This is a genomic window from [Ruminococcus] lactaris ATCC 29176 (genome assembly GCF_025152405.1).
Taxonomy (GTDB): domain Bacteria; phylum Bacillota; class Clostridia; order Lachnospirales; family Lachnospiraceae; genus Mediterraneibacter; species Mediterraneibacter lactaris.
The window spans coordinates 1,583,569-1,598,536 of record NZ_CP102292.1; the positions used below are offsets into that span (position 1 = coordinate 1,583,569).

The following is a 14,968-nucleotide window of genomic DNA, read 5'->3' on the forward strand; positions in this document are numbered from 1 at the left end:
TTCCACCTTCCTTCTCCTTTGTATGCATGACTCATTATATGCCTGCACCAAAGCAGAAGTTTGTCGGACACTGACAGAAAGATCAGAATATATTTCGACAACATCCTGCTTAACAGCCCGTTGTTCCTGCACTCTGTAAATTGCATTTTGTGCAACAAAAAAAGAACCGGCTTTAACCAGTTCTTTTCTAAAATCTATTCATTCTGTCTTTCAGAATCCAGCGATTGTCTTTCCCTGCTTACTTTTTGAAGAAATCAGGAATCTTGATCGACTGCTCTTTTACATTGCTTGAAGGTGTTCTCGGCTGCAGTGTCGGCATTGTTCCTCCCTGCGGTCTTACTGTGGAACCTGCTCTTCTCTCATGATCCAGTGTAGATCTCACATGAGATTCTCCGCCGGACGGAAGAATGGATCCAACCTTCTGCTGTCCTTCCAGTCTTGCTTTTAACTTAGAAGCACTTCCGCCTACATTATGTAAGCCGGTAGCAATAACTGTGATCGTACATTCGTCAGATTTTGTATCATCATACATCGCACCAAAGATAATACTTGCACTCTCGCCTGCCAGCTCCTGAACATAATCAGCCGCATCAGATGCATCCATCAGCGTAATATCACCGGATACATTGACGATCACGTTTGATGCACCCTGGATCGTAGTCTCAAGCAGCGGACTTGCAACAGCCTGCTTTACAGCCTCAAGAGCCTTATCATCACCGCGTCCTGCACCGATACCGATATGTGCAATACCCTTGTCCTTCATAACCGTCTGGATATCTGCAAAGTCAAGGTTAATCAGGGATGGAACATTGATCAGGTCAGTGATACCCTGAATACCCTGCTGAAGAACCTCATCTGCTTTCTTCAGGGCTTCCGGCATTGTAGTGCGTCTGTCTACAACCTCAAGAAGCTTATCATTTGGAATAACGATGATCGTATCTACATTTTCTTTTAATTTATCAATACCACTTGTGGCATTCTGCATTCTGGTCTTGGATTCAAAACGGAACGGCTTTGTGACAACACCTACCGTCAATGCACCCTGCTCTTTGGCAATACGTGCAATAACAGGAGCTGCTCCTGTTCCTGTTCCTCCACCCATTCCACAGGTAACAAATACCATGTCTGCACCTTTCAGTGCTGCCTGGATCTCTTCTGAACTTTCTTCCGCAGCTTTCTCCCCTACCTCCGGCTGTGCACCTGCACCAAGTCCTTTTGTAAGCTTTTCACCGATCTGCATCAATGTCGGTGCTTTACAAAGCTGTAATGCCTGCTTATCTGTATTTACAGCTATAAATTCTACACCCGCAATCTGCTCGTCGATCATTCGGTTAACGGCATTATTACCGCCTCCGCCGACTCCGACAACAATTATTCTTGCGGCCGCTTCAGATTCATTGGTCTTAATTTCTAACAAGAGTATTTCCTCCTTTGTCGTCTCATTAATCTTTTATACATCCCTTAATTTTAATTGAACGATACAATTCAATAAGTATATAATAAAGTCTTTTCCGTAAATAATCAATAGATTTTTTCTTATTTTCTGATTTTTTTACTCAATTTACATTCTTTTCCTTTTATTGCACGTCAGCGGTCTGCTCCGCAGTCTGTGGTGTAAACCGGATGGACGCGGAAGACGAATCAAAATTCTCCAGATGGAGTGTTCCTGCGGTGTCAGGATACTTCTTTTTCAGTTCTTCCAGGATCGGTCCTACCTGTGCCAGACGCTCTTCATACTTCTCATTTCCCAGCAGTACTTCCACTGCTCCGAAATATAATACGACATCACTTCCATCTGTATTGCAGACGATCCGCTCCGGTGACAGGGCATTTTTTCTGAGATATCTGGATGTCTCTGCCAGTTTCTCAAAAATCGCATCATCCTCCACAGGAAGCACTTTTCCGATTTCCACCTCTGCTGTATCAAAAGAAAGTCCTTCAATATACGGGACTCCCTCGATCTGCTTTGCACTCCGAAGCGTTGCGATCCCCTGTTCATCAAAATACAGCATCGCCTCATCATAATCTACATAGCCGAGCATACTTTTTTCAACCACTGTCACAGCAACCGTCCACGGATTCTTCAATGACACTTTCAGGCTCTCTACTCCTGACGGAAGTTCTCCCTTGTCAAAAGTATATTTTCCTAAAAGATACAGAGAATTTACTGACAATGGATCTTTTTCAATCCAGTTCGTGATTGTTCCCTCTCCATAATACACATTTCCACTGACCTGGATCTTTCTGGTGCGGAATCCGAAAATACATATCAGCACCAGAACTGCCACGGTCAGGATCAGGATCAGAATCATTTTTCCTATATTTTTCTTTCGCTTTTTTCTCTTCATATATGCTCCTCTGTCTTAACGTTCTCCTGCCCCGTTTTCCGGACGCATCTCTTTTTTCTGATTCCTGCCGGAATACCCGGAAACACTCAGCACAAGTCCCATCTCCAGTAATAAAAATACAACCGATGTTCCTCCATAACTGATAAATGGCAGCGTGATTCCTGTATTGGGAATGGAATTTGTTACCACTGCAATATTTAAAATGATCTGGATCATCATATGTGCCATCGCTCCTGTTGCAATCAATGCACCGGTCAGATCCTCCGCCTTTGCAGCAATCACAAAGAATCTCCAGATCAGGATCAGAAAAACTCCGATCAGGATTCCCGCACCCACCAGTCCCAGTTCTTCGCAGATGATCGAAAAGATCATATCATTTTGTGCCTCAGGAAGAAACCCCAGCTTCTGGACACTGTTCCCCAGTCCTCTGCCAAATAAGCCTCCGCTTCCAATGGCATACAATCCCTGCAGGGTCTGATAACCTTTTTCGTATTTCTCCGGATTTCTCCAGATTGCGATCCGTTCCAGCCTGTAACTCTCCAATGCAAGGAAGATCGTCATAAATCCCGCTCCACCTGCAATCATCCAGAAAAATTGCAGATATTTCGGACTCGCCGTGAAGATCATCACTGCCCCAATTCCTAAAATAATGATCGCTGTGCTTAAGTTACTCGCTCCTACAAGTCCCACGATGGGAAGAATCGTCAGCATAGTAAGGACAATACTTTTGAATTTTCCCATCTTTTTTATATTCTTTTCAATCAGCCATGAAAGAAATACGATCACCGCTACCTTTGCAAATTCTGAAGGCTGAAATGAAACCGGGCCCAAAGACAGCCATCTTTTGGACCCGTTATATTCCTCTCCAAACAGCAGAACTGCCACCCCCAGCAGGATTGACAGCAGATATCCCGGCACTGCCAGTGGAATCCATCTATGGTAATCAATCCTCGAAATAACCGCCATTCCGACAAGTCCGAGACCTGTGGCAAAGCCCTGCTTTTTTAAATAATAGAAAGAGTCGTGAAACTTTACATTTCCATTATAAGCACTGATGCTGGTTAGGAGAACCAGTCCTGCAATTACCAGCACAAGTACCGTGACAAGTAATGTATCATCATAGGTGCATCGCTTTGCAGGATGCCTCAATCCAGATCCACTCCTTATAACTGATTTACAAGTTCTTTGAATTTATCTCCACGCTGCTCATAATTTTTGAACATTCCCCAGCTTGCACATGCCGGTGAAAGAAGTACTGCATCTCCCGGTTCTGCATACTCAACGCATTTTTCAAATGCCTCTTCAAATGTATCTGCCATTACGATCTCATGAAATCCGAGTTTCTCAGCCGTCTGTGCGATCTTTTCTCTTGTAGCTCCGATCAGAACCAGCTTTTTGACCTTTCCGTCAAACGCATTGATCCATTCATCATATGCAGAATCTTTATCATATCCTCCACCGATCAGTACCGTTGGGCGGTTCATTGCCTGGATTCCCTTGATCGCAGCATCCGGGTTCGTTCCCTTGGAATCATTATAATAAACAACGCCGTCTTTTTCTGCCACAAATTCAATCCGATGCTCTACTCCCTGAAATTCCTTCAAGGTCTTTCGGATGATCTCAACCGGTACTCCATAAGCTGCTGCCATCGCTGCTGCTGCCATCGCATTTTCATGATTATGCGTACCGAGAATATTCAGTTCATTGACTGTACAGATCTCTGTCTTTTCACCATTCAGGCTCAGCACGATCTTCTCTCCGTCCAGATAGATTCCCTCTTCCAGTATACGCTGGCTGCTGAAATATAGAACCTTTGCTTTCAATGTCTCACCAAACTGACGTGTCACTGCATCTTCGTAATTCAGAACGCACGTATCCTCTTCCGTCTGGTTCTTTGCAATATTCTCTTTCGCTGCAATATAAGCTTCCATTGTATGGTGACGGTTCAGATGATCCGGTGTGATATTCAGGATCGCACTGACACGCGGACGGAATGTCTCAATCGTCTCAAGCTGAAAACTGCTCATCTCTGCCACGATCACAGAATCTTCTGTTGTCTCAAGTGCCACACTGGTATAAGGATTTCCAATATTTCCAACTACATATGTATTCTCTGTATAGTTCTTCATGATCTGACCAAGCAGAGAAGTTGTCGTCGTCTTTCCGTTGGTTCCGGTAATCGCAAGAACCTCTCCCTTTCCTGCTTCATATGCCAGTTCGATTTCCCCCCAGATCGGGATTCCCCGGTCTCTCATCTCATTCACAATCGGAAGATCGGTCGGAACTCCCGGACTCATAACAACCAGATCCAGTGTCTTCAGCAGCTGTGCCTTTTTTTCGTCCGCAAGTGTACCAAGAAGAATCTGTAAACTGCCATTCCCGGATTCCGGGATCTTTGACAGGATCTCTTCTCTGTCCAGCTTATCATTCCCATCATAAAGTACGACTTCTGCACCTTCCCGGAGCAACAGACTGCATGCCGCTTCTCCACTGATTCCTGAACCAAATACAAGTACCTTTTTTTCTTTGATCTTCATCTTTTATACCCCCATAAGAGCAATCAGGCAAAGGATTGCCGTAATGATCGAAAATACAGCTACAACTCTCGTCTCAGACCATCCGCACAACTCAAAGTGATGATGGATCGGAGCCATCTTAAAGAGTCTCTTTCCGCCTGTCTTCTTAAAATATGTTACCTGCAGAATTACTGAAATCACCTCTGCAAGATAGATAAATCCCACAATGAGAATAAATAACGGCATTCTCATCATATAGGCAGTTCCAGCTACAAAACCGCCCAGTGCAAGTGATCCTGTATCGCCCATGAATACACTCGCCGGATAAACATTAAAAAGCAGGAATCCCATCAATGCTCCTACAACCGCACAGGTGATCGGTTCCAGTCCACTCTTTGTTCCAACCGCTACAACTGTAAAAAATGTTGCAACCAGTACTGTGACGCTGGAGGCAAGTCCGTCCAGTCCGTCTGTAAAATTCGTACCATTCACAGTACCGATCACTGCAAAGAACAGTACCGGAATTGCAAGCCATCCAAGATTCAGTTCGTACCCGTGCGTAAACGGAACGATCATGGTCAGCGGAACCTTTGCCACTTTTACGAGATAATATGCAAAGATCGCCGTCACTACGATCTGCAATGCCATCTTCTGCATTGGATAAAGTCCATCCGAACGATTCATGACTACCTTCAGATAGTCATCCAGAAAACCGATCAGTCCGAACCCAACGGTAAGGAACAGAACCGGAATGATCTGCGGGTAATCTTTTACATAGATCAGAGATGTGACCGCAACGGATGCAAGGATGATCACGCCTCCCATGGTAGGCGTCCCTGCCTTCTTCAGATGCGACTGGACTCCTTCTACCCTCTCTGTCTGCCCCATCTTCAGCTTTCTTAAAAACGGGATCACGACCGGTCCGAGGATCAGACTGATCGCAAATGAAATCAATACCGGAATTACTATATGACTGTTCATACATACACCTCTTTATTTCTTTTGTTGTACGTCCGGAAATTTCCGCTCCCTTTTCAGAAGTATCTCTTTCAAAACGCCTTTTACAGTATACCCTATCAGTCAGCTTTTTTCAATCCCGAGATACGGCAGCACGTTATCATAAATGCTGCGTAACACCGGTGCAGCGATCGTACCGCCATAATAAACTCCCTGTGGATTACGGATCACCACGATTCCGAGAACCTGTGGATTTTCCGCCGGGGCAAACCCTATAAAGGAAGAAATATATTTATTTGCACTTCTTGGAAGTGTCTGGGACGTTGCAGTTTTTCCTCCGACAGAATACCCCTCCACCGCTCCGTTTCTTCCGGATCCTTCTTCCACCACACTCTTTAAAAGCATCCGCATGGTTTCTGAAGTTTTTTCTGATACGATCCCTTTTTTCTCTTCATACTGAAACTGTTCCAGTACCGTTCCTTCTCCGTCTTCAATGGAAATTCCAAAATGCGGCGTGACTCTTTTTCCACCATTGACCAGGGAACTGACTGTCGTTGCCATCTGAATCGGTGTGATCTGAAAAGACTGGCCGAAAGACATCGTTGCAAGTTCCACCAGTCCGATATCTTCCTTTTTATGCATAATCGTTCCCGCTTCTCCCGGCAGATCCACATTGGTCAGCCCCAGTAAGCCAAACTGCTTAAAATATTCATAAAAACGGTCTGCCCCCAGCCGCAGACCAATATCTATAAAAACCGGATTACAGGAATTCTGAATCCCCTGTATAAAAGTTTCCTGCCCATGTCCGCCCACCTTGTGGCACCGAATCCTGCGGTCTTCCACCACCCGGTATCCTGGGCAGGAAAATGTATCAGAAAGTGACACCACTCCTTCCTCCAGGCAGGCTGATGATGTAATGATCTTAAAAGTAGATCCAGGTTCATAGGTATCATTAATACATTCATTTCTCCACATCCGGTTCAGCCGTTCCTGTAATTCTACATCAGAAAGAGGTTCTTCTGCCACTTCGGTATTCAGTTCATAGGGTGTATTCAGATTAAATTCCGGCACATTCACCATCGCCAGGATTTCTCCGTTCTGTGGATTCATGAGCAGGACAGAGACACTGTCTGCCTGCTTTTCTTCCAGGACTTTTTCCGCCGCCTGCTGACAGAAACTCTGAATATTATAATCCATACTGATCCGCAGATTTCCTCCTGCTACCGGCTCGATCCGGTCTTCAGCGACTCCTTCCAGTTCAATCCCTCTTGCGTCTGTCACTGTTAAGATCGTTCCATTGATTCCTTTCAGATACTCTTCATATTTCACTTCCAGGCCAATGATTCCCTGATTATCTCCACCGGTAAATCCAAGGACTCTGGAAGCCAGGTCACGATAAGGATAATATCTTTTAAAGTCTTCATCCACTTTCACTCCGTCCAGATCATAATCCCGGATTCTGTCACCTGTCTCTTTTTCTACATTTGTCCTGATTTTCTCCATGGATGTGACTTTTTGTATTTTCTCTGCGATTTTACTCTCATCCATTTCCAGTTCTTCTGCAAGGATCCTGGCTACTTTTTCCGGTTCGGTCACCTGGCTGTGGATCACGGAGATCGTACAGACCGTCTTGTTGGCTGCCAGGACAACTCCATTACGGTCCAGGATCTCTCCTCTGGCTGCTTTGATCTTCCGTTCCCGCTCATGAAGATCCTTTGCCAGTTTCTGATAATGTTCTGCATCAAATACCATCAGATAAAATAATCTCGCCATAAGAGAAACGATCAACACAACTGCGATTGAAAATACAACCAGCATTTTCTTTTTATTATAGGTCTTATTTTTCATAAAAAATAACTCTGAAAAGAATGTCTTTATAACTTATTCCATCCTTTTCAGAGTTATACATTAATCTCCGTTGTTCACAGTTGCCCAACTGTCCAGATCCGGTTTGTAGTTTTCATCTGCAGAAGAGTCTGTCTTTTTATCATATGTATCTGTATAATTTTCATCGAAATCAGAGTACTCCGTATCTCCGAAATCCTTTCCTTCCGCCTGTGCCGCAGCCGCCGCATCTGCTGCTTTGATCTGCTCACTCTCCTGGATCGTCGTAATTCCAAGATAAGGGAATGCTTCTTCCATGATCGATTTTGCAAGTTCCAGGACAAGAAGACTGTTGTCCTGTGCCGAAACATTCGGCTCATCAATCACAACATACACCACTACTTCCGGATTTTCCTGTGGTGCATATCCGATATAGGACAGAAGATATTTTCCCTCTTTTCTCGGAATCTTCTGTGCTGTTCCGGTTTTTGCTCCGATATCGTATCCTTCTACTGCCGCCTTTTTTCCGGTACCGTACTCCATGGTTGCTTTCATATAGGATTTCAGCATCGTGGAAGTTTCCGCTGAAACAGTCTTTCGTAAAAGAACCGGATCTTTTGTCTCGATCACATTTCCATTCTGATCCTGGATCTGCTTTACTACATGTGGTTCATAATAATATCCGCCGTTGATCAGTGATGAAAATCCGGTAATAAGCTGTACCATCGTCACATTAAAACTCTGACCAAAAGAGTTGGTAGCCAGATCCACTGCTGTCATATTGTCTGCCGTATATAGAAGTCCCGCAGTTCCGGCCTCCCCCGGAAGATCAATGCCTGTATATTCCCCAAAACCAAAAATATGCTGATATCTTGTGAAATGATCCACTCCGATACTTTCTGCCATCGTCATCAGTGCCACATTACATGAATTTGCGATTGCATCCTGGATCGTTTCCATTCCATGTCCTGACCGCAGATGGCATCCGATATCATAATCTGCCACTCTCAGTGATCCACCACAATAATACGTTTCATTTCCGGTCAGTGTTCCGCTTTCCAGCCCGGCTGCAACCGTAAACGGTTTCATCGTCGAACCCGGCTCATAGGTATCACTGATGCAGAAGTTTCTCCACATCTGATTCCTTTTTTCCGTCTTCTCTTCCTCAGTCATTCCGTTGATCGTATCTTCTGAATAAATTGCAGACAGATCTGCCGGATTGTTCAGGTCATAATCCGGGTAAGATGCCTGTGCCAGAATCTCACCTGTATTTGGATTCATGATCATGACTGCTGTATTTTTACTTCCCGGCTCTCCGCTCCTTGCCTCACCGGCATGGGCCTGATTAAATGCCAGGATCTTATCTTCCACAATCTTCTGCAGGCTCACATCAATGGTCGTCACAACCGTATCTCCATTCTTTGCTGCTTTCACTGTATGCTCTGCTGAAGAGGAAGACCCGGAATCAAAATAGCCATATTCTCTTCCATCTGTACCACTCAGTACTGCATTATATGCATTCTCTATGCCAAAAGAGCCCTCGCCTTCTGAATTGGTAAAACCGATCGTGCTGCTCGCCAGCCGGTTATACGGATAAAGCCGGGTGTAGTCATCTTCCAGCCAGATTCCCTTTACATTGGGATAATTCTCATCATCTGCATCGATCTCATTAAATTTCTTTGCAGCTGCATAATCAATCCCTTTTTTTACAATACTGTACCGGCTCTCCGGATTGGTACTGATCAGATCCCTGATCTGTGCTTCATCAATTCCAAAGCAGTCCTTCAGGACCTGGATCGTAGGTTCTATGTATTTATCTTTGTCCGTCATAACTTTGACATCCAGGATTACGTTATATACCCTCTCGCTTGTAGCGATCTTCGTACCGTTTCGGTCAACAATATCTCCTCTTTTATAGGGGATGACCCTGCTTCCATAATTTTGCTGATCCAGTACTTTTTTGGTATATTTGCTGCCCTTGGTCACATTAATATAAGTAATCCTTCCAATAAGAACAACAAAAGCCAGTATAACTGCCATAAATAGCATTACCAGCTTTCGTTGCATCCTTACCGGAAATTTTCTTGTCAGAAATTCAAATCTGTTCTTTCTTTTTCTTCCTGCCATCTTAAACTAATCCTTATTTTGATACATCCCTGGACTGGGCAAGAACACCGTCCTTTGGGATCTCCTCATATTGCTTTACATAATCACTCGTAGGACTTTTGTATTCCACAACATTTCCCTGGGATTCATAAACCATTCCCATCTCGTTCATGGCCTTTTCTCTCACCGTGTCCAGATTCACGGAGTCAACAGCCGCATTATACGCTGTATCATTTGCCTCTGTCAAGTCCGCAAGTTCTTCCTGCATCGAAGTAACATGAGCTGATCTTGTAACAACTTCTGTCTGCAGTCTGATGTACACCACACAGACCGCTACTGTACAGACCGCTGCAAGAATGAAAAATATCGCATAAGCCGGACTGATCTTCATCGCACGATTCCGGTTTCTCATTACCTGACTGCTTGTCTTCCCTGTCTTTGCAGGACGAACTTCCTGTCTTCTTTTGGGCTGAACTTCTGCCTGACGTACAGCATTTCCATATACATAAAACTTTTCTCTGTCAGAAGTGACTCTGTTCTGCTGTCTGTATCTTCTATCTGCTGCCATCCTATACAGCCCCTTTCCCTGAAATTTGCTCTCTCAGGCTCTCCCCTTCCCGAAAGAACGTTCTTTTATACTCTAAATACTCCCTTTTTACCTAAGCACGTTCAAAAATTCTGAGCTTCGCACTTTTTGAACGACTGTTTACCTCCAGCTCTTCTTCCGACGGAAGAATTGGCTTTCTGGTGATCACCTTTCCCTTTGATACATTTCCACATACGCAAACCGGGAAATGGCTCGGACAGGTACAAGGATTCTCATTTTTTCTGAAAGAACTCTTGACGATTCTGTCCTCCAGTGAATGAAACGTAATAATGCACAGTCTTCCACCCGGATTCAGCAGTTCAATCATGTCATCCAATGTATCTCGCAATACATCCAATTCATGATTCAGCTCAATCCTGATCGCCTGAAATGTCCTTTTGGACGGATGTCCTGACGTTTTCCGGACTTTCATCGGAATCGCATGGCTGATGATCTCATTCAGTTGTCCTGTTGTCTCTATCGGTGCTTTTTTCCGTTCTGCGACAATATGCTTTGCAATGTTCTTTGCAAACCGGTCTTCTCCGTAGTCGCGTATCACCCGATAAAGTTCTGATTCACTGTAATCATTGATAATGTCACGGGCTGTCATCTTCTGTCTCTGATCCATCCTCATATCAAGCGGTGCATCCACCCGATAGGAAAATCCTCTTTCTGCAGTATCTAACTGATACGATGAAACTCCCAGATCCACCGTGATCCCATCCACTTTATCAATGCCCAGTTTCTGGAGCTGCTGCTTCATATCGCAATAGTTGCTCCTGACTATCGTGACTTTCTCCCCGAAGCATTCCAGACGTTTTCCCGCTGCCCTGATTGCATCGGCGTCCTGATCTATTCCTATTAATCTCCCCTGACTGCCCAGTCGACTGCAGACTTCATAAGCATGTCCGCCTCCACCTAATGTTGCATCCACATAGATGCCATCCGGTTTTACGTTCAGCCCGTCCACGGTCTCATACAACAGTACTGATATATGCTCGAATGCCATAATTTCCTCCTTTTGGCTGCCTTCTCCCCGGCTGCCTTCTGTCATCAGATGCGTATTCCTATCGCTTCCATGCGTTCCGCAATCGCATCCAAATCTTCTTCACTGATCTGACTCTTTTCTTCCCAAAGAGCTTTATCCCAGATCTCAACGCGGTCCTGTACTCCTACAAGTACCACTTCCTTCTCAAGATGTGCTGCTTTTCTGAGTGACGTAGGAACAAGCACTCTCCCCTGCCTGTCAAAACTTCCCTCATTTGCACTTCCGAAAAAATAACGCTTGAACATTCTGGCATCCTTGTTCATCCGTGGTAAAGACTCGAGTTCGGCAACGAATTTGTTCCATTCTTCCTGAGAGTACACAAAAAGACAGCCTTCCAGTCCATTACAGATAACGAAGCTGTCACCCAGCCCTTCTCTTAATTTGGCCGGAATGATTAATCTGCCCTTTTCATCAATGTTATGATTATACTCTCCTAATAACATCCGGAACCCTTTCTCTCAAACGTAAGACTCCATTAGCCTCCACAATGTGCCACTTCTCACCACTTTCTTACCACTTGCCTCCATTGTAAACCACTCTTCCCCCTTTTTCAAGAGTTTTTTCATTCTTTTCCAATACTTTTTCATGCACAGGAACCTTCAGTCACCCGGACCTCGTACAAGCACAGCTTTTAACTCATTGTCCGTATAAATACAGAGAATCTGCCACCGGCGGCTTCTCCTGCATCCTTTGGCAAAAAAAAGAGACATAATGTACAACTTCTGCCATACATTATATCTCTCACTTTTCTTTTCATTCTTCTATTCCGCATCCCGTGATGGCTTTCTTCCACCAGCCCCCACTTTCTGATCCGGTATCCGGGAAGTTTCCCACTTCCCACCACTTTATTCTGCAGAGGAAAGTCCATTCAGGTAATCCGTGATCGAGTCATAATTCACTTCTGTAACCGCTCTCTCTTTGTTCGATTCATGCATATCATATACTGAATATCCCAACCAGCCAATCAGTGCCACTGCAATCACTGCAACAACTCCCTTTCGTACGATTCCCATCATCTTCTGCTTACGCATCAGCTTTTTCCGATTTTCTTTTTCCTTTTTATAACGATCAACTTTTGCCTGACTCATCTTCTTCTGCTCCTTTCAATACGCTTTTTTCATTCTACCACAAAGCGTATTAAAGTACAACTATTATTCCACCGTCATTTGCATACATACTGCTGATTCCTGCCGTATCTACAATAAAGCTTTCTTTTACATTTATCTTCTCACGGATCAGCTTTTCCACAGCCATCGCACGTTCAGGACAGTTGCAATGAGAAATTGCAAGAATCTTTTCCGTCGGATTGATCGCATCTGCGGCGATCTGTTCTGCCATCTTCGCCAGAGCTTTCTTCATGCCTCTTCCCTGTCCAAGCTGACAGATCTGACCTTCCGGGTTCGCCCCCATGACCGGCTTGATATTCAGGGCACTCACCGCCAGCGATTTCAGTCCTGTCAGTCTTCCGTTCTTCCGCAGCGTATCAAGATTCTCAAGCACAAAATAAGTATGCTGTTCCTCGATATACCGGTCAACACTTGCGATTACTTCTTCAAACTCCATTCCCTTTTCTTCACATTCCTGAATCTTCAATGCGATCAGAGATTCTCCGACCGATGCTGATCTTGAATTAAAGACATGGATCTGTTTCCTGCCATACTCTTCTTCATATAACTTTCTTCCAAGCTCTGCACTGTTATGAGAACCGCTCAGTTCTGCCGAAAGCGTCACGGCATAAACCCGCTCCGCTTCGCAATGATACAGCTCCATATATTTCTCCGGTGATGGGCAGGAAGACTTCGGGCATTCCGAACTTTCGGCAACCCGCTTCAGGAAATCTGCCTGATCAAAAGATTCATCATCCTGAATATGGACACCATCTACCTCCATACTCAGAGATGCCGTCTTATAGATTCCACTCTTCTTCATCTCATCAGTCAGTTCTCCACAACTATCTACAACTATTCTGTACTCCATTTATAATCCCTCCTGCGTCACAACGCGTATTATCTTCTTCCATTATATGTAGTTTTTAATACTACGTTTAAATATATCACACTTCTCATGAAATGAAAAGCCTTTTATTCGATAGTTTATAACCTTTTGTTCAAAATATCAGAGACGCTGCCTGCACCTAGCAGACAGCGTCTCTGATATTTCTTCAAATTCCCCGATAACGGCTTTAATCTTTTAATTCTATTTTTGATGAGATCCCAAGTGCAATCCCCATCTCTGCTAAAAGGAAGACGACTGCTGTACCTCCGTAACTGATAAATGGAAGTGTAACTCCTGTGGTAGGGATCAGACCGGTCACGACTGCAATATTTAAGATCACCTGCAGAGCAATATGCGAAAAGATGCCCGCTGCGATCAGAGATCCATAAAGATCCGGTGCATTTCTTGCAATAAACATCAGCCGGTAAAGCATGAATCCAAACAGACAGAGGATCAGGATCGCTCCGAATACTCCCAGTTCTTCGCAGATCACCGTCAGGATCATATCATTCTGTGCCTCCGGGATCGCACTTAATTTCTGGGTACTGTTCCCGAGACCTTTCCCGAAAAATCCACCTGATCCGATTGCATATAAGCCCTGAAGGAACTGATAACTGTCCTTGTCTGAATTTGCTTCCGGATTCAGCCATGCAATGATCCTCCGCATACGGAAATCCGTACTCGTTGCCATATCACTGATCTGTATTTTCAGATAAACTACCACAATAACTGCCAGAACCAATACCACACATGCAAAAACGACAAACCGTTTTGTCTTTGGATGTACTAAAAACAGGAGCAGAACCGTGATCGCCATGACAATGATCGCTGTACTCAGATTATCCGTAAGCACAAAGACACCGCCTGCAGCCACAACCCCATAAGCCCCGATCTTAAGCCAGCCCCTGATGCCGTAAGCTTTTTTTCCATATTCACACAATTTATATGAAATGAAAAGGATCACTGCGATCTTCGTCACCTCTGCCGGCTGAAAGGACATATTTCCAGGCAACTGGATCCATCTCCTTGCACCGTTGAGTTCCATTCCCAAAGGAGTCTTTACCAGTGCCATCAGAACCATTGCCACCAGAAAAATCTCCGTGTGAAATGCAGCATAAATATGATAATCTATCTTCGATACAGCAAGCATGATCAGAATCCCCACTGCCCCGATGATCGCCTGCTTCGTAAAATAGAACATATCATTTCCGTTCTCAACCTGTGCGGTATATGCACTTGTACTGTACAGCATGATCAGTCCAAAACACATCAGGAAAATGATCACCAGTAAAAGATCATAGTCAAAGTACTTCGTTCCTTCTTTTTTCTTCTTTTTTCTCATCTGCTGTATGATTGCACTTAAGCTGCTTTCCTGCTGCCTGCTGCGTGATCTCTGTCCGGAGCGGTTCTGCGGTGCGGGTGTTCTTGATACTGCTCTTCTGTATTCCAGTTCACGCTCATACGCTTCCCGGTAATTTTTCTGCCCCCGCTGCGTTCTTCGCTCCGCTCTCTCTGCTCTTTGCGGATTCACCGGCTGCATCGGCTGCGTATCCCCAAGATTTCTTCTTTTATTCCCCATCTTGACCTG

The 14,968-nt window shown here is 44.6% G+C and carries 13 protein-coding genes; all 13 read right to left on the bottom strand.

Annotated features, from left to right (window positions below):
• Positions 1-238 precede the first annotated feature (238 nt).
• Positions 239-1,417 carry a cell division protein FtsZ gene (ftsZ, locus tag NQ541_RS07465; protein WP_005610923.1) on the bottom strand — a complete coding sequence of 393 codons (1,179 nt, stop codon included), beginning with the start codon at positions 1,415-1,417 and terminating at the stop codon, positions 239-241.
• A 160-nt stretch (positions 1,418-1,577) separates the two neighbouring features.
• Positions 1,578-2,348 carry a cell division protein FtsQ/DivIB gene (locus NQ541_RS07470; RefSeq protein WP_005610921.1) on the bottom strand — a complete coding sequence of 257 codons (771 nt, stop codon included), beginning with the start codon at positions 2,346-2,348 and terminating at the stop codon, positions 1,578-1,580.
• A 15-nt stretch (positions 2,349-2,363) separates the two neighbouring features.
• The gene (locus NQ541_RS07475; protein ID WP_044940610.1) at positions 2,364-3,497 is read right to left on the bottom strand and encodes an FtsW/RodA/SpoVE family cell cycle protein; all 1,134 of its coding nucleotides are present in this window, start codon (positions 3,495-3,497) and stop codon (positions 2,364-2,366) included.
• Between the two features lie 14 nt (positions 3,498-3,511).
• Complete coding sequence (gene murD, locus NQ541_RS07480) at positions 3,512-4,885, bottom strand: UDP-N-acetylmuramoyl-L-alanine--D-glutamate ligase (RefSeq protein ID WP_005610918.1); 1,374 nt, start codon at positions 4,883-4,885, stop codon at positions 3,512-3,514.
• 3 nt (positions 4,886-4,888) lie between these two features.
• A complete protein-coding gene (mraY, locus tag NQ541_RS07485; protein WP_005610916.1) occupies positions 4,889-5,845 on the bottom strand; it encodes a phospho-N-acetylmuramoyl-pentapeptide-transferase in 957 nt (318 codons plus the stop codon).
• A 99-nt stretch (positions 5,846-5,944) separates the two neighbouring features.
• On the bottom strand, positions 5,945-7,669 hold the full coding sequence (locus NQ541_RS07490; protein ID WP_005610915.1) for a peptidoglycan D,D-transpeptidase FtsI family protein: 1,725 nt from the start codon (positions 7,667-7,669) through the stop codon (positions 5,945-5,947).
• A 60-nt stretch (positions 7,670-7,729) separates the two neighbouring features.
• Complete coding sequence (locus NQ541_RS07495; RefSeq protein ID WP_005610914.1) at positions 7,730-9,772, bottom strand: peptidoglycan D,D-transpeptidase FtsI family protein; 2,043 nt, start codon at positions 9,770-9,772, stop codon at positions 7,730-7,732.
• A 13-nt stretch (positions 9,773-9,785) separates the two neighbouring features.
• Complete coding sequence (locus tag NQ541_RS07500) at positions 9,786-10,319, bottom strand: hypothetical protein (RefSeq protein ID WP_005610913.1); 534 nt, start codon at positions 10,317-10,319, stop codon at positions 9,786-9,788.
• A 91-nt stretch (positions 10,320-10,410) separates the two neighbouring features.
• The gene (gene rsmH, locus NQ541_RS07505; protein ID WP_023922913.1) at positions 10,411-11,346 is read right to left on the bottom strand and encodes a 16S rRNA (cytosine(1402)-N(4))-methyltransferase RsmH; all 936 of its coding nucleotides are present in this window, start codon (positions 11,344-11,346) and stop codon (positions 10,411-10,413) included.
• A gap of 44 nt (positions 11,347-11,390) precedes the next feature.
• Positions 11,391-11,828 carry a division/cell wall cluster transcriptional repressor MraZ gene (gene mraZ, locus NQ541_RS07510; RefSeq protein ID WP_005610911.1) on the bottom strand — a complete coding sequence of 146 codons (438 nt, stop codon included), beginning with the start codon at positions 11,826-11,828 and terminating at the stop codon, positions 11,391-11,393.
• A gap of 402 nt (positions 11,829-12,230) precedes the next feature.
• A complete protein-coding gene (locus NQ541_RS07515) occupies positions 12,231-12,473 on the bottom strand; it encodes a hypothetical protein (protein WP_005610907.1) in 243 nt (80 codons plus the stop codon).
• A 49-nt stretch (positions 12,474-12,522) separates the two neighbouring features.
• Entirely contained in the window at positions 12,523-13,362 is an 840-nt protein-coding gene (locus tag NQ541_RS07520; protein ID WP_005610906.1) for a DegV family protein, read from the bottom strand.
• A gap of 205 nt (positions 13,363-13,567) precedes the next feature.
• Positions 13,568-14,959 (bottom strand): FtsW/RodA/SpoVE family cell cycle protein, encoded by a 1,392-nt coding sequence (locus NQ541_RS07525; protein WP_005610904.1) that lies wholly within the window; start codon positions 14,957-14,959, stop codon positions 13,568-13,570.
• Between the last annotated feature and the right edge of the window lie 9 nt (positions 14,960-14,968).